This is a genomic window from Pyramidobacter porci (assembly GCF_009695745.1).
GTDB lineage: Bacteria > Synergistota > Synergistia > Synergistales > Dethiosulfovibrionaceae > Pyramidobacter > Pyramidobacter porci.
On record NZ_VUNH01000002.1, the window covers coordinates 99,103 to 123,189 of the forward strand.

The window sequence follows — 24,087 nt, forward strand, 5'->3', positions numbered from 1 at the left end:
AGGCTCCTTCCGTTTTTTCAGGAAAAAGTGCGACTTTTCATGCTGTCGGCGGTGTGCGGCGGAGAGGACGTGGACATGAAAAAATCCCTGGGTCGTGTGTCTCTTTTCATCTTTCCGCTTATGGCTGTCGCGGGGATTCTGCTTTGTGTGCCGCAGCAGTATCTGACCGTGACGGACGAACGGGGAGCGGTGGTTTATCTGCGTCCGGTAAAGCTGGGAGAGCGCTACACGGTGCGTTTTATCCATTCGGTGGCGCGGCGCCCGGTGGACGAGATCTACGAGATCGCCCCGGACTGCTCCATTCTGCGCGAAACGGTTTATGACATGATGGGCGCAGGGCTGCCGACGGAACCTCTGGACGGCCAGACCTTCACGGTTGAGGACGGCGCGTACCACATCAGGGGTTTTCATCTGAGGATTCCGGTGCTGACCTATCGCATCAGCAAGGTTGCGGCGGATCACACGCTGTTTGTCGGGAATGATGAATTCAGGCTGAAACAGTGGGTGTCCGCTCCGGGAAAGCCGCTGACGTTTACGGTCCACAGAGGGAATCTGTTCGAACTGCTGAAGTTTCAATGTCGAAGCATGTTGTAGAGTATAAGGGGGTAGTGGAGTATGGATGAAGTGAAGAAAGAGTCAGGCGCGACAGGGCTGCCGCAAGAGAAAAGGCAGCTGAATGCCGACACGGTGGCCGGCGACCAGAGCGCAGTTCAGGAAAATCTCGAAAAGTACGATACGGAATCGCGTTATCGCCGTCCGGACGGTTTCTGGGGCAAGGCGATCAAGCTCATCTGCATCGTTTTTTCCCTGTTCCAGTTCTATACGGCCGGTTTCGGCGTGCTGCCGGCCCAGATTCAGCGTCCCTTGCACGTGTTCTTCACGTTCGTGCTGATTTTCCTGCTGTATCCTTCGTTCGCGTCGTTCTCCAGAAAGACGATGCATTGGCTCGACGTGCTGCTGGCCGCTCTTGCCGGTTCGACGATGATTTATCTTGTCGTCAATTACGAGGCGATTCTGTACCGCGGCGGGCTGCCCACGACGCTCGACCTGATCTTCGGGGCTCTGGCGATTCTGTTCACGTTCGAAGCGGCGCGCCGTATCGTCGGCCTGCCGATCGTGCTTGTCGCGTTGGCCTTCGTGCTCTACGCCCATTTCGGCAAAATCATGCCCGGCTTCCTCGCTCACCGCGGTTTCAGCTGGACGCGCATCGTCAATCATATGTACCTGACCACTGAAGGGATTCTCGGTTCGCCCGTCGGCGTTTCTTCGACCTTCGTCTTTATGTTCATCCTGTTTGGCGCTTTCCTGAACAAGACCGGGCTGGGCAAGTTCTTCATCGATCTGGCCCTTGCCGCGGCCGGCCATCAGGCCGGCGGCCCGGCCAAAGTGGCCGTCATCTCGTCGGCGTTTTTCGGCACGATTTCCGGCAGTTCCGTGGCCAACACGGTGACGACGGGAACGTTCACGATCCCGTTGATGAAGAGCATCGGCTATCTGCCGCACTTCGCCGGCGCGGTCGAGGCGGCGTCGTCCACGGGCGGCCAGCTGATGCCCCCGATCATGGGGGCGGCGGCTTTCATCATGTCCGATTTCATCGGCGTGCCCTACATCACGATCGCCATTGCCGCCGTGCTTCCCGCCCTGCTCTACTACATGGCGGTGTTCATCATGATCCACATGGAAGCCAAACGCCTCGGCCTGCGGGGGTTGCCCAAAGAGCAGCTGCCCAACACGAAGAAGATCTTCCTGGCCGGCGGGCATCTGCTCATTCCGCTGTTCGTCATCGTTTACATGCTGATCAAAGGCTATACGCCGCTGAAGGCCGCGTTCTACAGCATCCTTTGGACGGTGGCCGTGGCCATGTGCCGCAAGAACACGCGCATGAAGCTGAGCGACATCATCGCCGCTTTCGACGAAGGCGCCCGCAGCTCCCTCGGCGTCGCCGCGGCCTGCGCCTGCGCCGGCCTCGTGATCGGCTCCGTGACGCTGACCGGCATCGGCCTGAAGCTTGCCAACGGCATCGTCTCGCTGGCCGGCGGGCATCTGTTCTTCACGCTGGTGCTGACGATGATCACGTCGATCCTGCTGGGCATGGGGTTGCCCACGACCGCCAAGTACATCGTGCTGGCTTCGATGGCCGCGCCCGCCATTCAGAAATTCGGCGTGCCCGTGCTGGCGGCGCACATGTTCATCTTCTACTACGGCATCATCGCCGACCTGACGCCGCCGGTCGCGCTGGCGGCCTACGCCGGCGCCGGCATCGCCGGAGCCAACCCGATGCGCACCGGTTTTACCGCTCTGCGTTTGGCCGTGGCCGGATTTTTGATTCCCTATTTCTTCGTTTACAGCCCCGAACTGCTGATGATCAACGCCTCCGTCGCCAACACGACCGTGCCGGTCGTGACGGCGATCCTCGGCACCGTGCTGCTGTCCTTCGCGGCGGCGGGCTATTGGCTGCGCAATCTGAACCTGTTCGAGCGCGCCGTGATCTTTGCCGCTTCGCTGCTGCTGATCCAGCCTGGCTGGATGACCGACGTGATCGGCGCCGGCGTCGGCGTGGCGATGTATCTGCTTCAAAAGATGACGCTGAAAAACAGGGCGTGACGGCGGCGCCCAATCCGGATCGGCTGCTGGGCAGCCGGTCCGGATTTTCTGTCGGGAGCCGACGCAGAAATTTCATCCTATCGGGTGATGCGAGCGTCTCGTTCCATGGTAGGATACGGACGGACATGGCGTGCAGGAAAGCCTTCCGATACTGATTTTCAACGAGAAAGCATCATTGATTGAAAATGCCGTGCCGCAAAAAGCCTGCGGCACGCGATTTCATGCAGTTTTCGGCGTGCCTTCGGCGCTCTGAAAAGGGCGAAGAGTCTGTGCCCCTTTTTAACGAAAACGGGTATGACCCGATGAGCGGCGCGGGGACGTTCGCGGTATACGGGCGGCGCTCTGGGCCGCTTGGGGCATTCTCTTCATCATTATTCACGGATGGGGCGCAAAAAACACGAAAAATGTCATGTTTTAGATTGTATTCTATTTAATATTGTGCCTTGAGAAAAAGAGTTCGGAATGATAAGATTTGCTCAGGTAGTGCGCCTTTCGTGAGGAGGGCTGATGTGGGTCTCGCCTCGGGCGAGACGATTATTTGAGAGGTGGAATGACTTATGAAGAAATTCCGTTCCGTTCTGGCCGCTTCGGCGGCGTTGGCGCTCCTTGCGTCTTCCGCGTTTGCGGCTCCCCGCCCCGGCGATCTGACGACCGGTCTGGTCAACGGCGGCGACTGGGGGGCGTTCGGTCTGCGCGACGCTCAGGCGCTGCTGAGCAAGCCGGCTGATTCCTTGCTGATGCGCGCCATGAAGATGCTGCCCGCCGAGCAGCTGAAGAACTACGCCGACAAGGCCGGCAGCTTCGACGTGCGCATCGGCCTGAAGCCGAGCCTCGACGAAGTCGACAAGCTGGCTCTGGCGGCGGAGATGAAAACGCCCCTGACCGCCGAGGATTTTGCGGCCGCCGGCAACTTCAAAGCTCCGGAGTTCACGGTGACCGCTCCCGAAGGCACGACCGTCACGCCGCTGGGCACGGTGGACTCCGAGGACAGCTCCATTGGCCTGATCTATCTGGCGACGCTGGAGCGCGACGGCGCCAAGTACCTGATCGGCGCGAGCGGCGACCCCGCCAATCTGGCCGTGATGGCCGGCGCTCCCGAGGGCAGCGTCCTGGTGACGGCCCATACGCCCGCCAACATTTGGGTGCAGATGCAGATTTCGGCGGAGACGCTGGCCAAGATGGACGCCGCGCTGCCGCAGCCGCTCAGCCTCGAGCTGGGGCTTGACGACACGGCGACGTCCGTGAAGGCGATGCTGTGGAGCAACCTGGTGGACGAGATCGGCGCCCTGATCGGCAAGGACCTGCGCGCCGTGCTCAACGGAGGTGCCGCGGCCAAGGCTCCGTTCGTCTGCGGCTCTTCGCCGCTGGCCGCTCTCGTGAACCTGTCCGCTTCCTTCCTGCCGGAGAACTTCAAGCTCGCCGACCTGATCGCCGACGCGGACATGCTCAAGGAAGCCGAGTCAGAAATCAATGGAGCCATTGGCGCCGTCGGCCTTGAGTGGGCGGACGTCGTCAAGATCCTGCGCGGCAACGTCACGCTCGGCGTGGCCGGCAAGCTGGCTGCTCCCATGGTGGGCGAAATCCCCGGCCTGTACCTGCACGTTTCCGACATCGACGCCGCCAAGGCGGCCGCGCTTGCCAACATGCTCGCCGAGCAGGGCAAGATGGTGGCCGGCGAACCGGCCGCCTATGACACGGACGGCTGGAAGGGCTTCGCGTTCGCCGCGCCCGTCTCGGTCCTCGTCGCCAGCGGCGAGAAGGGCCTGCTGATCGCCGGCATGAACGCCGATCAGTTCGGTCAGGCCGCGGAAGCGGCTTCCGGCCTTGCGGCGGCGCTCGAGCCCCGCAACGTGGCGCTCGGCGTCGACGTCAAAGTCCTGCAGCCCGTGCTGAAGAAGCTGTTCGCCGACTTCGGCGACAGCATCATGTCGGAGTTGGGCGGCGAGGGAAACAAGAGCGTCGTATCCATGGTCCTGGACAACATGGGCATGGTCGACGCGGTCAACCTGGTCAGCGCCGACGCCGACACGCTCGTGCTCGAAGTGACGCCCAACGCCGAAATGGTGGGCGCGTTCCTGCCCGCGGCGCAGTAAAATCGTTTCTTCCGCGCGTTTCAAGAAGCGAAAAACAAACGAACCGCTCCGCTGAAATTTCAGCGGGGCGGTTCGTTTGTTTGCGCGCCGTTTATTTGACCTGTTTGCCTTCGGCGTAGAGCTGGACGATGTTGAGGATGACCTTGACGCATTTTTCCATGGAGCCGACCACGGCGTACTCGTACTTGCCGTGGCAGTTGTAACCGCCGATGAAGAGGTTGGGCGTAAGCAGCCCGCGAAAGGAGAGCTGCGAGCCGTCGGTGCCGCCGCGGGCGGCGATGATTTTCGGCGTGACGCCGGCCATCTCGTAGGCTTTCAGCGCGGTGTTGACGATGTCCATGCGCTTCTGCAGCGGCACGGCCATGTTGTAGTACTGATCGTGCATTTCCAGCTCGGCCAGTTCGCGGCCCCAGCGTTCGTTGAGCTGGCGCACGAGCAGCCGGAAATGTTCCTTGCGCGCCTCGAACGTGGCGGTGTCGTGGTCGCGGATGATGTAGGTCATCTCCGCCTCTTCCACGCCGCCCGTGATCCCGGTCATATGGTAGTACCCCTCGTACAGCTCCGTGTGGGGCGGCGTCTCGGCGGGCGGCAGCGAGGCGGCGAACTCCACGGCCACCATGGCGGCGTTGATCATCTTGTTCTTGGCGGTGCCGGGATGGACGGCGACGCCCTTGATCTTCACGTGCGCCTGGGCGGCGTTGAACGTCTCGTAAGAGAACGTGCCCGTGCCGCCGCCGTCGACGGTGTAGGCGAAGTCGGCGCCGTATCTGTCGAGGTCCCAAAGTTTGGCGCCGTGGCCGATCTCCTCGTCGGGGCAGAAGCAGACCACGATCTTGCCGTGCTTGAATTCGGGATGCCGCGTCATGTATTCGACGGCGGTCATGATCTCGGCGACGCCGGCCTTGTCGTCGGCGCCGAGCAGCGTGGTGCCGTCGGTGACGATCAGCGTTTCGCCCTTGTGGTCGTTCAGCTCGGGAAAAACTTTCGGCGACAGCACCACGTTCTCCGCGGCGTTGAGCACGACGTCGCCGCCGTCGTAGTTCTCGACGAGGCGAGGTTTGACGTTTTTGCCGGTCACTTCGAGCGCCGTGTCGATGTGGGCGCAGAAACCGATGGCGGGCGCGCCCTCGCAGTTGGCGGGCAGAGTGGCGCAGACATAGGCGTTTTCGGTGACCGTCACGTCGCTGAGGCCGAGGCCGCGCAGCTCTTCGCCGAGTACTTTGGCGAGATCGTGCTGGCAGGGCGTGCTGGGCACGCAGTTTTGCCCTTCGGCCGACTGAGTGTTGATTTTGACGTAGCGGATAAAGCGATCAACCAGTGAAGACATGAAAGATCCTCCTTAAAAAATCCAGCGGAAAATTGGCGGTGCGGAACCATTCTACCGCAAAAAACGAAAACGGCGTCGTCAAAAAAGGGCCTGTGGCTCACACAGACCCTTTGTCGGAACTATTTAACGAGCGTACTGGATCTTGCCGGTGAAATGGCAGGCCACGAAATGGTTGGGCTCGTACTCGTTCAGCTCGGGCGACTGCTGGCGGCAGACGTCCTGGGCGAAACGGCAGCGGCCGGCGAAGCGGCAGCCCTGGGGCGGGTTGACGGGGCTGGGCACGTCGCCCTCGAGGATGATGCGGTTGCGTTTCTGTCCCACCTTGGGGATGGGAATGGCCGACAGCAGCGCCTGCGTGTAGGGGTGCAGGGGATTCTTGAAGGTGGTCTTGTAGTCCGTCAGCTCCACGATCTTGCCCAGATACATGACGGCGATGCGGTCGGAGAGGTGCTTGACGACGCTGAGATTGTGGGAGATGAACACGTAGGTGTAGTTGTTCTCTTTCTGCAGCTGGTTGAGCAGGTTGAGCACCTGGGCCTGGATGCACACGTCGAGGGCGGAGACGGGTTCGTCGAGGACGATGAACTCGGGGTCGAGCGCCAGAGAGCGGGCGATGCCGATGCGCTGGCGGCGGCCGCCGTCTAGTTCGTGGGGATAAGCGCCGATCAGGCGGCGGGCCAGGCCGACCGTGTCCATCAGCTTGGTGATGCGGTCGTTCATTTCCTTGTGGCTGGAACAGATCTTGTTGACGATCAGCGGTTCTGCGATCAGCTCGGAAACGGAAAGGCGGGGGTTCAGGCAGGAATAAGGATCCTGGAAAACGATCTGGACCTTTTTGCGCATTTCCTTCATTTCGCCCTTGCTCAGGCCGACGATGTCGTGTCCCCAGAACTTCACTTCGCCGGAGGTCGGTTCCAGCAGGCGGATCATGGCGCGTCCCAGAGTCGATTTGCCGCAGCCGGATTCGCCGACCAATCCCAGCGTCTCACCGCGTTTGACGAAGAAAGAGACGTCGTCGACCGCATGGAGCAGACCGCGCGGCGTATTGAAGTACTTCTTCAGGTGGTTGACAACTACCATGGGCTGGTTGTTCAGCTGTTCAGTCATAGTCATCGGCCTCCTTTAGTTGTTCTTCAGCGCCGCCGTGCGCACGGGGCAGGCGACGAAATGCCCGGGCGCCACTTCGGTCATTTCCGGAGCGCTCTTGGAGCAGTTTTCCGTCGCGTAAGGGCAGCGGGGATGGAAGCAGCAGCCGGGGGGCAGATTGGTGGGATCGGGCATCAGACCGTGGATGACCTTCAGTTCCTCCTGCTCCGATTCGAGGTCGGGCAGCGAGTTGAACAGCCCTTCCGTGTAGGGATGCAGCCGGTGGTTGTAGATCATCTCGGTCGTGCCGTATTCGACGACGCGGCCGGCGTACATGATGGCCACCTTGTCGCACATCTCGGCGACGATGCCCAGATCGTGGGTGATCATGATCATGGCGGTCTTGAACTTTTCCTTGAGCTCGTGCATCAGTTCGAGCACCTGCGCCTGGATCGTCACGTCCAGAGCCGTGGTCGGTTCGTCGGCGATCAGCAGCGTCGGGTCGCAGGCCAGCGCGATGGCGATGACGACGCGCTGCTTCATGCCGCCCGAGAACTGGTGCGGATAGGCGGCGCCGCGCTCGCGGGGGATGCCGACCAGTTCGAGCATGTCGCCGGCGCGCTTGAGCGCGTCGGCCTTGGTGCCCTTCTGGTGCAGCTCCACCATCTCGGCGATCTGTTCGACGACGGGAACGACGGGATCCAGCGAGGTCATGGGATCCTGGAAAATCATGGCGATCTTGCCGCCACGGATGGCGCGCATCTGACTTTCGGGCTTGCTCAGCAAACTTTCGCCTTCGAAGAGGATGTCGCCGGAAATGATTTTGGCCGGCGGCGTGGGAAGCAGGCGCATGATGCCCAGCGCGGTGGTCGTCTTGCCGGCGCCCGTTTCGCCGACGAAACCCAGCGTTTCGCCGGGAGCCAGTTCGAGGTTCAGGCCTTCGACGGCGTGGACACGGCCGCTCTCGGTAACATAGTGGATGGTCAGATCCTTGATTTCGAGGAGCAAATCTTTGTTTTCGGACATGGCGTGCTCCTCCTTAGCGCTTCAGCTTGGGGTCCAGGGCGTCGCGAAGACCGTCGCCGAGGAAGTTCAGGGCCAGAATCGTGAGCATGATGGCCAGACCGGGATAGAGCGTCAGATGCGGGAAGTCGCGGATGTACTGACGGCCGCCGGAAAGCATCGCGCCCCATTCGGGATTGGGCGGCTGAATGCCCAGCCCGATGAAGGACAGCCCGGCCGCGTTGAGGATCGCCGAGGCGACGCCCAGCGTGGACTGGACGATGATCGGCGCCATGCTGTTGGGGATGATGTGGCGCAGGATGATGCGCAAATCGGAAGAGCCGACGGCGCGGGCCGCTTCGACGTACTCCATGCCGCGGATCGAAAGCACCGAGCCGCGTACGATGCGCGCGTAATTGGGAACGGCGGAGATGCCGACGGCGATCATCATGTTGAACAAACCCGGCCCGAGCGCCGCGGCGATGGCGATGGCCAGCAGCGTCTGCGGAACGGCCAGCAGCACGTCCATGACGCGCATGATCACGTTGTCGAGCGTGCCGCCGTAAAAGCCGGCGAACGCGCCGAGCAGGCCGCCGATGACCAGCGAAATGCCGACGGCGATGAAGCCGACCTGCAGCGACACGCGCGCGCCGAAGATCAGGCGGCTGAGAATGTCGCGCCCGAACTCGTCGGTGCCGAGCAGATGCTTGGCCGAGGGCAGGTCGAACGTGTGCATCAGATCCTGCTTGGAGAAAGGGAACGGCGCCAGCTGGTTCGCGAAAATGGCGCAGATGACCAGCAGAATGATAAAACCCAGCCCGAACATGGCCAGAGGGCTTTTGCTCAGACGATGCAAGACTTCGGCGATGCCGCGGCGCTGTTTTTTGACGGGAGCGTCGATAACTTTTTCAGTCATGAGATGACCTCCTCTATCGTTTGTACTGCGCCTTGATGCGCGGATCGATGAAGGCGTACAGAATGTCGACCAGCAGGTTGACGACGCTGAACGCCGCCGAGACGCACAACACGGCTCCCTGCACCATGGGATAATCGCGGGCCATGATGGACGTGAGCATGACGCGCCCGACGCCGGGAATGGCGAAAATCGACTCCGTCAGCAGAGCGCCCGACAGCAAGTGTCCGAACTGAAGGCCGCAGAGCGTGACCACGGGGATCAGCGCGTTATGCAGGGCATGTCCCCAAATGACGACGCGTTCGGTCTGCCCCTTGGCGCGCACCGTGCGGATGTAGTCGGCGCGAATCACTTCGAGCATGGAAGAACGGGTCATGCGCGTGATCATGGAAATGGACTGAGCGGACAGCGCGACCGAAGGCAGGATCATCGCCTTGAACGTGGAAAAACCCGACGACGGCAGCCAGCGCAAACGCACCGAGAAGAACAAAATAAGCAGCAGCCCCAGCCAGAACACGGGCATGGACAGACCGATCATGGCGAAGATCATCGTCACGGTATCGAAAAGAGAATATTGTTTGATGGCCGAAATAATGCCGCATGGGATGCCGATGAGGACCGCTATGAATATGGCGAAACCGGCCAGTTTCAGCGTAGCCGGAAACGCCGCCAGCAGCTCCTTCATGACGGGCGTTCTGGAGGCGTAGGAGCGCCCGAGATCGCCCTTGACGACGATCTTGTACAGATACGTGCCGAAGCGGATCCAGAAAGGATCGTTCAGGCCTTCCCGTTCGCGGAACTCTTGAATGGCCGTCTCTGTGGCCTGGTCGCCGAGCACCATCTTGGCCGGGTCTCCCGGCGTCAGATAGAGCAGCAGGAAGACGCAGAACGCCACGCCGACCAGTACGGGAATGAGCAGGACAATCCGGCGGAGAATGTATCGAAGCATGGTTTTACCTTCTTTTCGTCGAATTTTGATCGCTGGGTTCCTGGTTGGGAATCATACTGTCTCTGAATCAAAAGCTGAACACAAGGGCACTGCGAGCCATGTGAACGCTTTTTATCAAGAAATAGTATAAAGACGCATTGAGCGATGTATAAAACTTCAGACCGATAAAAACGCCAAGAAAAAAGAGCAGGGGAACGGGAAATTCCCCTGCTCGCGTGCATGCTTAAGGGATTCTCCCCAAAGCGGACGACGCTGCGGATTACTCCTCGAAGTAAACGGTACGGAAGTTGTAGGTGTCGTTGGAGCCGACTTCAAAACCCTTGATGTACTTCTGGGTGCCGACACAGTTGTCGTCGCTGTGAAGATAGACCTGGGGGCACTGATCAAGGAGGATTTCCTGAGCTTCCTTGTAAACGGCGGCGCGCTCGGGACCGTCGAGGGTCTTGCGTCCCTTGTCCATGGCGGCGTCGAAAGCGGCGTTGCTGAAGAACGTGAAATTGGAACCGGCGTCCGTCTCGAGCAGGCCGCTCATGGCGAAGTTGGGATCGGGAACGCTGGTGGACCAGCCGAGAATGAACATGTCGTGGCTCTTTTCCTGAAGTCCGTTCAGGTACGCGCCCCACTCGAGGACTTTGATCTCGGTCTTCATGCCGACTTCGGCCAGCATGCCCTGAATGATCTGGGCCATGTCCTGGCGCTCCTTGCGCTCGTTCGTCCAGATCTGGTAGGTCTTGTTCAGATCGATGCCCGATTCGGCGAGCAGCTTCTTGGCCAGCTCCTGATCCTGCACGTGCTCGGGCTGATCGTTGGCGATGCTGTAAGGCAGAGCCGCGGGCACGATGGCGCGGGGCACGCTGCCGTTCTTGCCGAGCTTCTCGTAGACGACTTTATGCATGCCGACGCTGTCGATGGCGGCGTTGATGGCGCGGCGGACCAGCACGTTATCGAAGGGGGCCTTGACCGTGTTGAACCCAAGGTAAGTGACGTTGACGGCGGGAACCTGCTGCAGGACCAATTCGGGGTTGTCCTTGACGCGGTTCAGGTCGTTGACGGCGATGGGGAAGGCGATGTCGACGCCCTGGGTCTCGAGCTCGATGGTGCGGTTGTTGGCTTCGGGAATGGAGCGGACTTCGAGATACTTGTACTTGGGAGCTTCGCCCCAGAAACCGTCGAAGCGCTCGAGCTCGTACTTGTCGTTCTTCTGCCAGCTCAGGAACTTGAAGGGGCCGGTGCCTACGGGCGGTGCGGCCAGCGTGCCGTAGTTGTCGCCGGCGGCTTCAACGGCCTTCTTGTTGAGGATCGAGGCCCAGCTGTGAGTCAAGGAGTTGAAGAACGAAGAGTTGGGAGCTTTCAGTTCGATGACGAACGAATAGTCGTCGAGGACCTTGACGTCCTTGACGTCCTGGGAGTAGCTGCGGATCTTGGCGCCTTTGTCGGTGGTGGCGCGCATCAGCGTAAAGGCGACGTCCTCGGCCTTCAGCTCTTCGCCGTTATGGAACTTGACGCCCTTGCGCAGGTTGAACTTGATCTCGGTGGGCGAGACGAACTCCCAGCTCTCGGCGAGACCGGGATGGACGACGTTCTGATTGTCGCGGAAGATCAGCGTGTCGTACAGCTCGAAGCAGCAGCGCGAACTGGGAACGTCATTGTGGCCGATAGGGTCCATGCTGGTGACGTCGTACTGATCGGCGACGATCAGACGATCCTTGGCCGCGAAAGCCGTGCTGGCTGCCACGCCGAGAACCAGGGCCGCAAGAGCCAGAATGGTGCTTTTCTTCATATAATGCCATCTCCTTCAATAGGATAAAAGCACTGAAAGCCAAACTGCCGTCCCGCCTCCCGTCAGCGCCCGCCGGGGACGGGATGGCGACATCGCGTCGCCGCCGCGCGGCCCATCCCGCAGGCCGCTTTGTTTCCAAATCCGCTTTCCGTCTTTATTTTCGCGTCCAAAGAAATAATCGCCGACGCTCCCCTTCCGAATGTTATTTATTGTTAGGAAAACACGGCGAAAGACAGAAAGTTTTCATGCGAATAATTATGCCTTATTCGGGGCTCGTCGTCAAGAAGATATAATTTTTAACTTGTCAAAGACGAGAAGTCAAAATTGCGCGAATGTTTTCGAGAGAATCTCTTATGTCTTGAAGCGGCTCGTTCGCCGAGTCTTTTCTTTCGTTCTTGAAGCGTCGTTCGTTTATTTTCGCGAGGATGTTTGGGTTTGTCTTAACTAATCAAGGCATGATTCAATAATTTTGTCAAAGAATCCGCTTCGAATCGCGTCGAGCAATGATCGACCGTCGGCCGGGAGAGCGATCTCTTGTTTGGGGAGGAGCGAGTCTTGAGAACCGCTTTCTGGAGGCGCGTTTCCCGAGGGGATTTGACATTCTGCCAACTTATAAATTAAAATGAGTTGTCACAATCTCTGAGAATTTTTCTCGAACATGTGGTCGAACGGAACTCATCAGAAGAGGGGATTTCCATGAGGAAAGGGCAGGGGCAGTCCGTTTATTCCAAAATCGCCTTCGATCTCGCCGTCAAAATTGCCAGCGGCGAACTCAGGGAAGGGACGAAGATCACCGGACGCTCGTTGATGGGGACGCAGTACAAGGCGTCTCCGGAAACGATTCGGCGCGCGCTCTGGCACCTGAGCGACGTGGGGGTCATTTCGACGCAGGACAACGTCGGTTCGACCGTCGTATCCCGGAGCCATGCCGTGGAATATGTCGAGCATCGCCGGCTCGACAACGATCTGCTCGCGCTCAGAGCGCGGCTTGACGCCATGATCGCGGCGCGGGACGAGCTTAACCGAGACATCGACGCCACGCTCGGGCAGATCCTTGAACTGAACCAGCGCTTTCGGGACAGCGACCGACTGCACCTGTTCACGTTCAGAATCGGCGGCAATTTCCCCGCTCTGGGGGTCAGCATCCGCGATTTTCAGTTTCGGCAAAAAACCGGCGCCACGATCGTGGCGGTCAGGCGAGGTGACGAAACCATGCTGTCGCCGGAGCCGTCGACGCAATTCAAGCTCGACGACGTGTTGATCGTCGTGTGCGGAGTGCAGCATATCAATAAAGTTCGCGAACTGATGGAGGGCGGCGTTTCCGGGACCTTCCGCGAAAGTTGAGGGGCGGCGGGCTGATTCGTTTTTTTCAGAGAGTGACGTGCTTCTTCGAAAATCCTTTGAGCTCCGTGAAGGTTCCGTTTTCGAGGGGACGGAGTTGTTTCCCGTCATCATCGGGACTCCGGATAATCTGGAACTCATGAAAAGGAGGACATCATGAAAAAGACAACGAGATCGCTGCTGCTCTTGGCAATGCTCCTGCCGTGTGTGTCGGCGGGGTGCGGCGCCGCCGGCGGCACTGCGGCGGGAAAAGAGAAAACCGCTCTCACGTTTGCCGACGTGGGCTGGGACTCCATCAAGCTGAACAACGCGCTGGCCGGCTTTGTGGCGGAAAAAGTTTTTGGATACACATGGCAGGAAACGCCCGGCTCCACGCCGATTTCGCATGAGGCGCTGTTGAAGGGAGAAATCGACATTCACATGGAGGAATGGACCGCTAATATCCCATCTTACGCTCCGGACCTGAAGGCCGGCCGTTTCACCGAACTTGGCGTGAACTTCGACGATAACCGGCAGGGGTTCTACATTCCGAAATATCTGGCCGACCGCTGTCCCGAACTGAAGAGCGTAAAAGATCTGGCCCGCTATGCCGAACTGTTCCCCGACCCTGAGGACGCCTCGAGGGGCATCATTTACGGCGGCATCGTCGGCTGGGAGATCACGGAGATCATGAACCGCAAAATCGCCGCCTACGGGCTGGATAAGAGTTACAACTATTTCGCCAGCGGCAGCGACGCGGTGCTCAGCGCGGCCATGACCTCCGCGTGGGACCGGCAGGCGCCGATCGTGGCCTATTACTGGGAGCCCACGTGGCTGCTGGGAAAATACGATTTCGTTCTTCTCGAAGACGATCCGTACGACGCCGAACGCTTTCACGACGGCTACGGCGCCTGTCCTTCGGTGACGGTGACGGTCGCCGTCAGCAACGGATTTGCCGCGTCGAATCCGAAGTTCTGCGCGTTTCTGGCCCGCTTCGGAATGTCTTCCGCGATCATCAGCGAGGCGCTGGCCTATATGAACGGGACCGGCGCCGATTATAAGGAAGCCGCCAGGTGGCTGCTGGCGGAATCGCATCCCGAGCTGCTCGACGAATGGCTTTCCCCCGCGCAGGCGGCAAAGGCGCGGGCCGCGCTGTGACAGCGGCGGAACAGTTTTTCGTGTTTTGTGGCAAAGAGACAGACTGATGGATTGGCTGTTTCAATTCCCGGAGTTCTTCAGACTGAACACGACGGCCGTCGACCGGGCGGTGCGCTCGTTCGCCGTGGAGGCCGAAGGCTTTCTCAACGCGGTGAAAGGCGGCCTCAGCAGCCTGGTGAACGCCGTCCTGCTGTTTTTGAGATTCATCCCGTGGCCGCTTTTCCTGCTGCTGGTCGCGCTCCTGGGCTGGCGCGCCCGCCGGAGCCTCCGCAGCGGCGTTCTGTACGCCGCGCTGATCGCCGCCATCGGCTTCGTCGGACTGTGGCGGATGATGCTGGTGACGTTGTCCGTTGTGCTGGCCAGCGTAATGATCGCGCTTATCATCGGCATTCCGATCGGGATCCTGATCTCCGGTTCCGATCGGGCGAATAAAATGCTCCGCCCCGTTTTGGACGCCATGCAGACGATGCCGGTATTCGTCTATCTGATCCCCGCGCTGCTGCTGTTCGGCACGGGCAACGCCTCGGGCGTGATCGCCACGGTCATTTACGCCGTCGTTCCGGTCATCCGCCTCACCAGCCTGGGGATCCGCCAGGTGGACAAAGAGGTGGTGGAAGCCGCCAGGGCTTTCGGCTCCACACGGTGGCAGACGCTGTTCAAGGTACAGATCCCGCAGGCCAAAGCGACCATCATGGCGGGCGTCAACCAGACGCTGATGATGGCCATGTCGATGGTGGTCACGACTTCGATGATCGGCGTGCGGGGGCTTGGCATGGAGGTCTTGAACGCCGTCAACCGGATCGAGATCGGGCGCGGGCTCGTCGCCGGAAGCTGCGTGGTCGTCCTGGCGGTTGTGCTCGATCGGGTGACGCAGGGGATCAGCCCCGGAAAAGGCGCGAACAGACCCAATGGAGACGGAGGACAGGCTCATGACAGTCCTTCGAAATGACGTGATCCTGAGCATGGAGCATGTGACCAAGCTCTATGGTCCGAACGGCGCGGAAGCGTCTCGCATGATGTCGGCAGGAGCCGACAAGGAGGCCGTTTACAGGGAAACGGGCTGCGCTGTCGCTTTGTGGGATGTCAGCATGGAAGTCCCCGCGGGAAGCATTTTCGTGATCATCGGCCTTTCCGGCTCCGGAAAGTCGACGGCGGTGCGCTGTTTCAACGGATTGACGACGCCGACGAGCGGGAAAGTCCTCTTCGAGGGGCGCGATATTCAGTCGATGAGCCGCAGAGAACTGCTGGACCTGCGCCGCGACAAAATTGCGATGGTCTTTCAATCGTTCGGCTTGATGAGCCATAGAGACGTTTTGGGAAACGTCGCCTACGGGCTGGAGGTGAAAGGCGTCCGCCGCGAAGAGCGCGAACGGCGCGCGCGGGAGATCGTTTCCATGGTGGGACTCGACGGCTGGGAACGTCGGTCGTGCGGACAGCTCTCCGGCGGGATGCGCCAACGAGTCGGCATCGCCCGGGCCCTGGCCAGCGATCCGGAAGTGCTGCTGATGGACGAACCGTTTTCCGCGCTGGATCCTTTGGTGCGCCGGGACATGCAGTTCGAACTGCTGCAGATCCAGAGAAAGCTGAAAAAGACGATCGTCTTCATCACGCACGATATCGACGAAGCCTTCAAAATGGGCGACGTCGTCTGCATCATGAAGGATGGAAAAGTGGTCCAGACTGGCACGCCGGAGCACCTGAGCACGCGCCCTGCCGACGATTACGTGCGGAATTTCGTCAACGGCGCGGACAAGACGAAGGTGGTGACGGTGCGCAACGTCATGATCACGCCGTCCAGCATCGTCCGCTTGGACAACAGCGTGGATTACGCCATTCATGAAATGCGGATGAACGGTTTGTCTTCCGTTTTCGTGATCGACCATGATTTGCGTCTGTCAGGGATCCTTTCGATCAGGGAGGCGATCGAGGCGCGCCGGCAGGGACAGCCGATCGCTCAGGCGCTCTGCCGGGACGTGCAGGCCGTAACGCCCGATACGCTGATCGCGGACGCCATCTCCCTCGCGGCGGAGGCGCCGTTTCCCATCGCCGTCGTCGACGAGGAAGGGGTTTTGCTCGGCATCGTCACCAAGGCCAGCATCCTTTCCTCTCTGATGTGAGCCGCTTTCCGGCGAAAAGCCGGAGGCGCGGGCTGCGGACGTCGCGCTGCGGTCTTTCGGTATTCGCGAGTTCGTTGAACGAGAAAAGGCTGCTTCTCTCCATGCTTTTGCGCGGAGAGAAGCAGCCTTTCTTGTTCGAAGCGGCGTTGGCAGAGGCCGCGGGAGTGCGGCGGTCAATCGAGCGGCGCCAGGTCGGGGAGCTGCCGGCTGGGATTGTCGTCCAGCGTGTAAACGGAGAAGGAGATCGCTTTCTGCCGCCCCAGCGAGTCGGTCACGGAAAGGCGGTGACGCCCCGGCGTCATCGGCCACAGGCAGGGGCGGTCCGCCGTGCCGCGGCCGGCATATTTGCCGTCGACGAACCAGAAGAACTCGCCGGTGCCTTCGGCGCGGAAGACCAGTTTGGCGTCCTCCTCGTGCATCAGATAGGCTGCGTCGGCCAGCGGCGAAGCGATGGTCAGCTCGGTGCGCTTTTCGCGCGAGCTTTCCATGTAGACGGACAGTTCCTGCGGCCAGACGACCACCACTTTGCCTTTTTCCAGCCGGTGCATGGGGCAGACGCCGGACGGCGAAACGCCGGGAATGAAATATTCCTTGACGGTCCGAGGGCAGAGCTCCGTGGGCGGCAGTCCGGACAGGGCGCAGACGTTGCGGGACGACACGCCGGCCGGCGGCGCGCCGAAACCTCCCGGCGGCAGGGCGCGGAGCGCTTTCAATACGGCGGGCGCGGCCGCGCCGAGGCCGACGAGTTCGGGATGCGGTTCGCCGCGCGGATCGCCCAGCCACACGACCAGCGACCAGCGGTCGTTCCAGCCGGCCGTCCAGGCGTCGCGCAGACCGTAGGAGGTGCCGGTCTTGAAGGCGATCTGCCCGCGCGACGGATCGACGGATCGCAGCAGCGTCGGCATCCGTGCCGGATCGGCGAGGATGTTGGTGGTGATCCAGGCGCTTTCGGCGGAATAGACATCGCGTTCCGAAAGAGGCTCGCTTTCGATGAAGCGGCTCTCGATCAGCCGCCCACGGCGCGCCAGCGCGGTAACGGCGCGGGCGAGCTGGAGCGGCGACACTTCGCAGCCGCCCAGCACGAGCGAGTCGCCGTAATGTGCGGCGCTCTGCGTCAGCGCCGCGAAGCCGAGATTCCGCAGTTTCTGCAGCAGGCGTTCGCCGCCTTCCGCGCGCAGGACGCGCACGGCGGGGACGTTGAGCGAATCGACCAGCGCGTTGGCGGCGCTGACGGGGCCGCGATAGATGCGGTCGAAGTTGCGCGGCGCTCGTCCCGAAAGCGTCAGCGGCGTGTCGGCCATCAGCGAGGCGGGCGTAAGCGCGCCGTCCTCGAAGGCCATGGCGTAAGCGAACGGTTTCAGCGCCGAGCCGGGGGAGCGCAGAGACGAGGCGCAGTCCACCCAGCCGGCGGGAGCGCCTTTCATGCCCCAGCGGGCGTTGGGCACGTAGGCGCGTACGGCGCCGGTGTTGTTTTCGATCAGCACTCCGGCCGCCGTGACGGCGTCGTCCTGCGAGGCCAGCGCGTCGAGCAGCGCGGCGCGGAGGACTTTCTGCGCGTTGCGGTCGAGCGTGGACGTAATGTCATTCTCTTCTGTCAGGCTGATGACTTTCTGGCAGAAGACCCACTCGTCGGCCGGCAGCGGCGAAATTTTTTCCGGCAGAGGTTCGGCCATGGCGGAGCGCGCCTGCCAGTCGGTGATCTTGCCGCGTTCGCGCAGCAGCGAAATGGCCCAGTTGCGACGCTGCCGCGCCGCTTTGGGGTGCAGGTCGGGACGGTAAGCGGTCGGCCCCTTGACCATCACGGCCAGCAGCGCCGCCTGTGCGATGGTCAGATCGCGGGCCGAGCGCCGGAACCAGGCCAGCGAGGCCGCTTCGACGCCGCGCAGGTTGCTGCCGAGAGGGATCATGTTCAGGTAGGTTTGCAGGATTTCTTCTTTCGATATGACTTTTTCCAGCTGAGCCGCCTGGGCGAACTCGCGCAGCTTGTTTTTCAGATTGCGTTCGGCCGGCCAGCAGAGGCGGATCACCTGGCTGGTGATTGTCGAGGCGCCGGAGCGCACCTTCCCGGCCAGCAGATTGTCTTTGGCGGCGCGCAAAACGCCCAGCCAGTCCACGCCGCCGTGCGACCAGAAACGCCGGTCCTCCACTTCGACGACGACGAGCGGCATCCAGCGCCCCATCTCAGAAAGAAGGACGGGGAGACAAAACTCCCCGTCCTCCGACATGGTCACGCTGAGCATCGTCCCTTTGCAGTCGCGCACGACCGTGGAACGGGGCCAGGACGAAAGGCGCGCCTCGATCGGCTCGAGCCGGCCGAGCCGGTTCCAATAACGCCAACCGGCTGCGGCGGCCGCGAGCGACGCGCAGAGGAACAATCCTCCCATCCAAAGCGTGAGCTTATGAAATTTCATCTGAATGAACGGTTACTGAATGGTCACCGTGTCGGCCTTGCCGAGGTAACCGATGCCCTTGTTGCCCAGCGCCTCGACGGAAATGGGCGGTACGGAGAACGTGCCGCGGTAGACGGCGCGGAGCGGCAGTTTCCATTCGAAGCTCTTGCCCTGCCCGTCGATGTGGAGCAGCAAACGGTCGAAGCGCAGGTCGGAACGGACGGAGTAGCCTTCGCCGGAAGCCATTTCGCCGGCGCCGACCGTTTCGAAGCCGGCGGGAAGCAGAGCGCTCAGCCGCAGCGCTGCGGGGCGCGACGTGGCGGTGACCTTGATCTTCATGTTCACTTCCTGGCCGAAAGCGATCGAGGACAGATTGAGAACTTTGTCCGTCTTGGCGTCGACGAAGCTGCGCTCCACGCGCAGGCCGCGGCTGTAGCTGCGCGGCTCCTTGTCGGGCACGCCGCTGGCGGTCCAGGAGTACCAGATCGAACCGGCGCCGCTGGCTTCGAGCTTCATGGTCCCGCCCTTGCCGCCGCGCCAGATCGCGGGTTTGCCGTCGAAGACCGCCGCTTCGTTGCCGTCGGAGTCGAACAACTTGGCCGTGACGGGGCCGGGGACGACATGGGTGGAGAACACGCCGAGCGCCATGATCATGCCGCCGGCGTCGCGGGCGTTGCGGCGTCCGCCGCCCTTGGCCAGTTCCGCGGCGATGCGGGCCGCGAGATCGCGGCTGGGCGCTCCGCCGGGTTCGATGGCGTCGAGCGCCAGCATCCTGAATCCGGCTTCGGGCAGCGACAGCTTGGCGTCAGCTGAGGAGGATTCCGAACCGGCCAGCGCCTGGGCTTTTTCTTGATCGCCGGCAAGGGCGTAGCTGGCGGCCAGCAGCGCGCGGCCGGAGCCGTCCAGATCGCCGATGCGCTCTTCGAGCCAGTTCATCCAGCCCAGCGGCGCTTCGCCGCCCAGCGCCAGCACGTAGGCGCCATAGGCGCGGGCGTTCATGGCTTCGCGCACGTTCTTTTCCGGCAGCGGCTCGGCCATGTAACGGCGCAGCCACTGAGTTCCGGCGTTCAGACCCGAGGGGTCGATGACGCCGGCGGCTTTGACGGTCGTCAGCAGGTGCAGGGCGGCCACCGAGCCCCATTCGTCGGTGCCGTCGCCGCGCCAGGCGCTCCACGAGCCGTCGTAGAGCTGATAGCTCGCCAGACCGGCGAGGACGGTGTTCATGGCGATGCGGTTTTCGATTGGGTTGACCAGATCCTGATCTTCGTCGCTGAGCAGGCTGGGCATGTTCAGCGTGATCCAGCCGCGCGAGACGAGACGATCAAGGCCGAACCCCCACGTATCGACCGTCTCGAGCAGCGAGACCGCGTCGACCACGGGCGCGCCGGAAACGGTCAGCGTCAGGTTGCCCGTACCGGGGTACCAGTCGTCGGGCAGGACGATGTCGGTCGTTCCTTCGCCGGCGCTGCCGCCGCCGACCACGGAAGTCAACGGCCAGCCGGGACGGATGGCAAGGCCGGTTTCGGACTCATAGTCGCGGCCGTCCAGAGAGACGGAAGCCTTCAAAGCGCCATGTTCGCTGCCGCTGCGGGCCGTCAGCGTGGGGATCAGCGGCGTCAGTTCGAGACGTTTGTTGGCCGTCAGCGCGATCGTATCCTTCCACTCGCTTTGACCGCCGAAGTTCAGGTCGAGCCCTTCTGCGGGAGTCACGACGGCAGAGGCGCTGCCGCCCTGCTCGGCGGTGACGTTAAGCGCCGCCTGGAGCTGGTCGCCGGGCGCGGCGAAGCGGGGCAGCGTCAGGTCGATGACCACGGGACGGGCGATCTTCGACTCGGTCTCGGCGCGTCCCAGAGCCACGCCGTCGACAGCGATCGCTTCGACGCGAAGCGCGCCGGCAAACTCGGGCACTTGCGTGGTGATCTCCGCCGCGCCGTCCTTCAGCTCGACGGCGGGCAGCCAGATCGACAGGGGTTTGTAATCGGAAGCGCGGACCGGCGACATCATGTCGGCGTTGGCCATCAGCTTGGCGCGGTACATCTCGGCGTCGTCGCCGCCGGCGGGATGGAGCAGCGTCGTGCCGCGGGCCTCGATGGGCAGCAGCGAGTCGTAAATGTCGCACATCTTGCCGTCCATACCGCGGCGGCGCGTGAAGTATTCCCACGGATCGGCGTTGTCGCTGCCGCTCAAAAGCAGGATGCCGCGATCGACGAGAGCGACGGCCACGGTGCCTTTGGCGGGCTGTCCCTTGGCGTCGGCGACGCGGATCTTGGCGCTGAACACACCGGGCTCCGCCTTGTCGGGCGCCTCGACGGAGACATTCAGGCGGCGGTCGCTGAGGTCGAGCTTCAGCGGCAGAGCGCCCAGCGCGCGATACGGCGGCTTGGTATCCGCCCCTTCGGGACGGACGACCTGGATCGTGAGCCAGCCGTTGGGAAGCAGCTCTTCGGTGACGGGAACGTCAACGGTCGTTTCCTTGTCGGCCATGTCGAAAGACTTGACCGTCACAGGACGGTCGCTGCCGAGGGCGAGGATGGCGCGTCCCGCGAAGGGGGACTTGACGGTGATCCGCGCCGTGGCGCCGGGCAGATAGCTTTCTTTGTCGGACTTCAGCTCGACGCGGTCGGGCATGACGGCCCCCATGGAGGCGGAACCGGTCCAGTTTTCCCATACCCAGAGGCGCAGCGAAGCGCGCCCGTCTTTGTGGGTGAAGGTCAGGCGGTATTCGCCTTCGTCCTTGGGCGTAAAAACGTATTTGCCCTTGCCGTTCAGCGTGACCTTGTCCATGACGGGCTCGGAGAACTCTTCCTGCCAAGTCATGCGGCTGCCGCTGTCGTCGCTGACCATCACGTAGCGGCTGGTGACTTTGCTGATTTCGACGACCACTTCGCCGAGGTTCGCGGGCTTGTCGTCGGGATCGACGGCGACGAGGCCGATCTCGGCGGACGTGTTGGGACGGATTTCCGCCTTGGGGGCCATCACGCCGATCAGCGCCTTGGTGGGATAGATCGGCACCGAAACCGTGCTGCCGGTCCAGCGGCCGCTGGCTTCCATGACGTTGAGACGCAGATGGGCGCGGACGATCGAAGGGGCGTTCAGATCCTCCTCGGGCGTCCAGACGGCTCGGGCGGCGCCGTTTTCGTCAAGTGTGCCGCTGTCGATCTGGCCGGAAGAGCGCCCGGCGTCCTTGCCCATTTCGGAGCCGAAGACATAGCCGGGATTCGCCTTGGAAACGTAGGCTTCGGGAACGGTGGTGTAGTCGAGTTCCCAGTTCAGGCCGGCGCCGCTGCCGCCGAAGAGGTAGCGGGCGCTGAGCTCGAGCGTGGCTTCTTTCCCGGGATAGAGCGCCTTGGGAGCCTGGAGCTTTGTTTCGATCTGAGGCGGACGGAACTCCTCGATCTGCACGGCGCGCTCGGCGACGACGGTCTGCGTGCCGGGGACGGTCAGCCGCAGCGAATAGGAGCCGCTGTCGACCGTCGCGGGAATCGGTACGGAGATGACGCCCGTGCCGCTGGCGTCGAGCTTCATAACGCCGGAAGCCAGGTCGATGCCGCGGGCGGTCAGCGCCCAGTTCAGCGGGAATTCGCCGGGCAGTTCGAGCACGGTGCTGCGCACGATCGCCTCGGCCTCGAGCGTTTCGCCCGGCTGCCAGAGGGCGCGCGGCAGGATCCACATGCCGTCGTAAGCGTCGTTCCACGGAGCGCCGGAGATGTCGACATCGCGGCCGGAAAGCTGGTTGACGCCGAGCTTGACGAAGGAGAGACGTCCTTCTTTTTCGACGGTGACCAGCGACGGATGAAGATCGTCCTGCCAGCCCTCGGCGACGGCGAAGGATGCCAGGCCGTCGGCGTCGGTTTTGCCGTTCAGAAGCAGCTGGTTTTTGGCGGAGTAGACCTTGACTTCCGCGTCGGCCAGCGGCTTGCTGTCCGAAATTGAATTGGCCCAGACCTGCAGGCCGCGCTTGTACATGCGCGCCGATAGCGCCGTGTCGGTGACGCTGAGGAGCATTCTGGCGCTGTCCCACGTGGAGGGATCGCCGTTTTTGGCCTCGATCAGGTAGACGCCTTCGCCTTCGCAGCCGAGGCTGGCCAGGTCGAGAGCGCGGCGCGCGGTCTCGTTGACCATGCCGCCGACGGCGTATTTCTTGGAACCGAGGGGCTTGGCCCAGTTGGTAAAGCTGCCCTCGTCGTCAAGATCGAGCGCGGCGATCGGCACGTTGTTGTTGTAGAGCCGCCACGCCGAAACTTCGAGCGTTCCGATGTTGGCGCTCTCCACGGCGACGCGCGGCGCTTCCGCGGGAGTGAGGAACATGCCGGCGGCGGGGAAGCGTACGAACGAGGGCATATCGGGGAAGATGAACGCCTTGACGAAATCCTCTTTCATCGGCTCGGCATCCTGACCGGTCAATCCTTTGCGGATCGTCACCGAAACGCGGCTGCGGGGGGCGAAGTCGCCCTCGATGTTGAAGCCGTCGTAAGCGCCGCTCAGCGTGAAGGGAACGGCGGGAGAGAGCTCGATGAATCCTTTGGCCTTGGTCAGGTCGACGCTGTTGTTCAGGCCGACGTGGATGCGTCCGCGGCCGGATTCGTTCATGAAGGCGTTGGAATCGGTCACCAGCGTTTCGGTGGACACGTTCAGCGTCGCTTCGAGCCCGCCTGCCTGCGGCAGGTCGCCCTTGTCGGGCAGCAGGCCGCCCTCGACGAGGACTTTGACGCTCTTGCCGTAGACGGAGCTGGTGCGCACGATGATCTCTTTGGCCGGCGTTGCGCCCTGAATGTTGTAGCTCACGGAGTTGCCGGCAGCGTTGAAAATTTTCAGGAAACCGCGCAGGCGCACGGGCGAGACTTCGGCGTTGAAGTCGAGGCGCAGCGTCAACTCGCGGTCGGGCGACGTGCCGATGATGGTCACGCGGTCGAAACTGAGCGCCGGGCGATGGAACGTGAAGCTCTGACGTCCCGCGACCAGCGTACCGCCGGCGGTACGGAGCCCGCCGGGGCCGAAGTCGGCGTCATAGCGCGTGGCCGGCTGCAGATTGGCGGACGGCGTGAAGACCAGCTGATTCGTCTTCACCCACTTGGCCGTGCCGGGCAGAGCCGGACGGAACTTGAGCGGCACCGCGCCGCCCGTGAGAGGCTTGTTCAGCTGGTTGCTTTTCACCACGTCGCCGCTGAAGACGACGGTGAACTGGGGGCGGTTGGCCGTCACTTCGCCCTCGGGGGAGAAGCTTTTGACGGTCACATCGTTGGCCGCCCAGGCCGCGCCGGCGAGAAGCAGGCCGCACAGCAGGGCGCCGAAAAATTTGCGCATGGAAAGACCTCCTTGCGAGAAAGATTTTATGATGCGGAGAACGA

16 protein-coding genes are annotated in these 24,087 nt (G+C 62.1%); 8 read left to right on the forward strand and 8 right to left on the reverse strand.

The window, feature by feature from the left end:
* The first annotated feature begins 75 nt into the window (after positions 1 to 75).
* The 4 genes from FYJ74_RS02390 to FYJ74_RS02400 all read left to right on the forward strand — a co-directional run bounded on the left by FYJ74_RS02390 (position 76) and on the right by FYJ74_RS02400 (position 4,697).
* A complete protein-coding gene (locus tag FYJ74_RS02390) occupies positions 76 to 594 on the forward strand; it encodes a DUF1850 domain-containing protein (RefSeq protein ID WP_195838771.1) in 519 nt (172 codons plus the stop codon).
* Positions 595 to 615: 21 nt separating this feature from the next.
* Positions 616 to 2,604 (forward strand): TRAP transporter permease, encoded by a 1,989-nt coding sequence (locus FYJ74_RS02395; RefSeq protein ID WP_154528013.1) that lies wholly within the window; start codon positions 616 to 618, stop codon positions 2,602 to 2,604.
* Between the two features lie 130 nt (positions 2,605 to 2,734).
* The gene (locus FYJ74_RS11855) at positions 2,735 to 2,857 is read left to right on the forward strand and encodes a hypothetical protein (protein WP_268233976.1); all 123 of its coding nucleotides are present in this window, start codon (positions 2,735 to 2,737) and stop codon (positions 2,855 to 2,857) included.
* A gap of 304 nt (positions 2,858 to 3,161) precedes the next feature.
* Positions 3,162 to 4,697: a hypothetical protein gene (locus tag FYJ74_RS02400; RefSeq protein WP_154528014.1), complete on the forward strand. Its 1,536-nt coding sequence runs from the start codon at positions 3,162 to 3,164 to the stop codon at positions 4,695 to 4,697.
* Between the two features lie 91 nt (positions 4,698 to 4,788).
* Here FYJ74_RS02400 and pepT read toward each other — a convergent pair whose 3' ends face one another.
* From pepT to FYJ74_RS02430, 6 genes are all read right to left on the reverse strand, one after another.
* On the reverse strand, positions 4,789 to 6,024 hold the full coding sequence (gene pepT, locus FYJ74_RS02405) for a peptidase T (protein ID WP_154528015.1): 1,236 nt from the start codon (positions 6,022 to 6,024) through the stop codon (positions 4,789 to 4,791).
* A 123-nt stretch (positions 6,025 to 6,147) separates the two neighbouring features.
* Complete coding sequence (locus tag FYJ74_RS02410; RefSeq protein ID WP_154528016.1) at positions 6,148 to 7,131, reverse strand: ABC transporter ATP-binding protein; 984 nt, start codon at positions 7,129 to 7,131, stop codon at positions 6,148 to 6,150.
* A 15-nt stretch (positions 7,132 to 7,146) separates the two neighbouring features.
* Positions 7,147 to 8,136: an ABC transporter ATP-binding protein gene (locus FYJ74_RS02415; protein ID WP_154528017.1), complete on the reverse strand. Its 990-nt coding sequence runs from the start codon at positions 8,134 to 8,136 to the stop codon at positions 7,147 to 7,149.
* 13 nt (positions 8,137 to 8,149) lie between these two features.
* The gene (locus FYJ74_RS02420) at positions 8,150 to 9,028 is read right to left on the reverse strand and encodes an ABC transporter permease (RefSeq protein ID WP_154528018.1); all 879 of its coding nucleotides are present in this window, start codon (positions 9,026 to 9,028) and stop codon (positions 8,150 to 8,152) included.
* A gap of 13 nt (positions 9,029 to 9,041) precedes the next feature.
* Positions 9,042 to 9,974 carry an ABC transporter permease gene (locus FYJ74_RS02425; protein ID WP_154528019.1) on the reverse strand — a complete coding sequence of 311 codons (933 nt, stop codon included), beginning with the start codon at positions 9,972 to 9,974 and terminating at the stop codon, positions 9,042 to 9,044.
* Between the two features lie 259 nt (positions 9,975 to 10,233).
* Entirely contained in the window at positions 10,234 to 11,754 is a 1,521-nt protein-coding gene (locus FYJ74_RS02430) for an ABC transporter substrate-binding protein (protein ID WP_154528020.1), read from the reverse strand.
* Between the two features lie 696 nt (positions 11,755 to 12,450).
* Between FYJ74_RS02430 and FYJ74_RS02435 the strand changes: the two genes are divergently transcribed.
* The 4 genes from FYJ74_RS02435 (at position 12,451) to FYJ74_RS02450 (ending at position 16,349) form a co-directional block, all read left to right on the forward strand.
* Entirely contained in the window at positions 12,451 to 13,098 is a 648-nt protein-coding gene (locus FYJ74_RS02435; protein WP_154528021.1) for a TrkA C-terminal domain-containing protein, read from the forward strand.
* A 153-nt stretch (positions 13,099 to 13,251) separates the two neighbouring features.
* On the forward strand, positions 13,252 to 14,232 hold the full coding sequence (locus FYJ74_RS02440) for an ABC transporter substrate-binding protein (protein WP_154528022.1): 981 nt from the start codon (positions 13,252 to 13,254) through the stop codon (positions 14,230 to 14,232).
* Between the two features lie 46 nt (positions 14,233 to 14,278).
* Complete coding sequence (locus FYJ74_RS02445) at positions 14,279 to 15,181, forward strand: ABC transporter permease (protein ID WP_154528023.1); 903 nt, start codon at positions 14,279 to 14,281, stop codon at positions 15,179 to 15,181.
* Entirely contained in the window at positions 15,162 to 16,349 is a 1,188-nt protein-coding gene (locus FYJ74_RS02450) for a quaternary amine ABC transporter ATP-binding protein (protein WP_154528024.1), read from the forward strand. The genes FYJ74_RS02445 and FYJ74_RS02450 overlap by 20 nt, the downstream gene beginning before the upstream one ends.
* A 173-nt stretch (positions 16,350 to 16,522) precedes the next feature.
* Here FYJ74_RS02450 and pbpC read toward each other — a convergent pair whose 3' ends face one another.
* Both pbpC and FYJ74_RS02460 read right to left on the reverse strand, forming a co-directional pair.
* On the reverse strand, positions 16,523 to 18,733 hold the full coding sequence (gene pbpC / locus FYJ74_RS02455; protein WP_229769302.1) for a penicillin-binding protein 1C: 2,211 nt from the start codon (positions 18,731 to 18,733) through the stop codon (positions 16,523 to 16,525).
* Between the two features lie 39 nt (positions 18,734 to 18,772).
* Positions 18,773 to 24,043, reverse strand: a complete 5,271-nt coding sequence (locus FYJ74_RS02460; RefSeq protein WP_154528026.1) for an Ig-like domain-containing alpha-2-macroglobulin family protein — start codon at positions 24,041 to 24,043, stop codon at positions 18,773 to 18,775.
* Between the last annotated feature and the right edge of the window lie 44 nt (positions 24,044 to 24,087).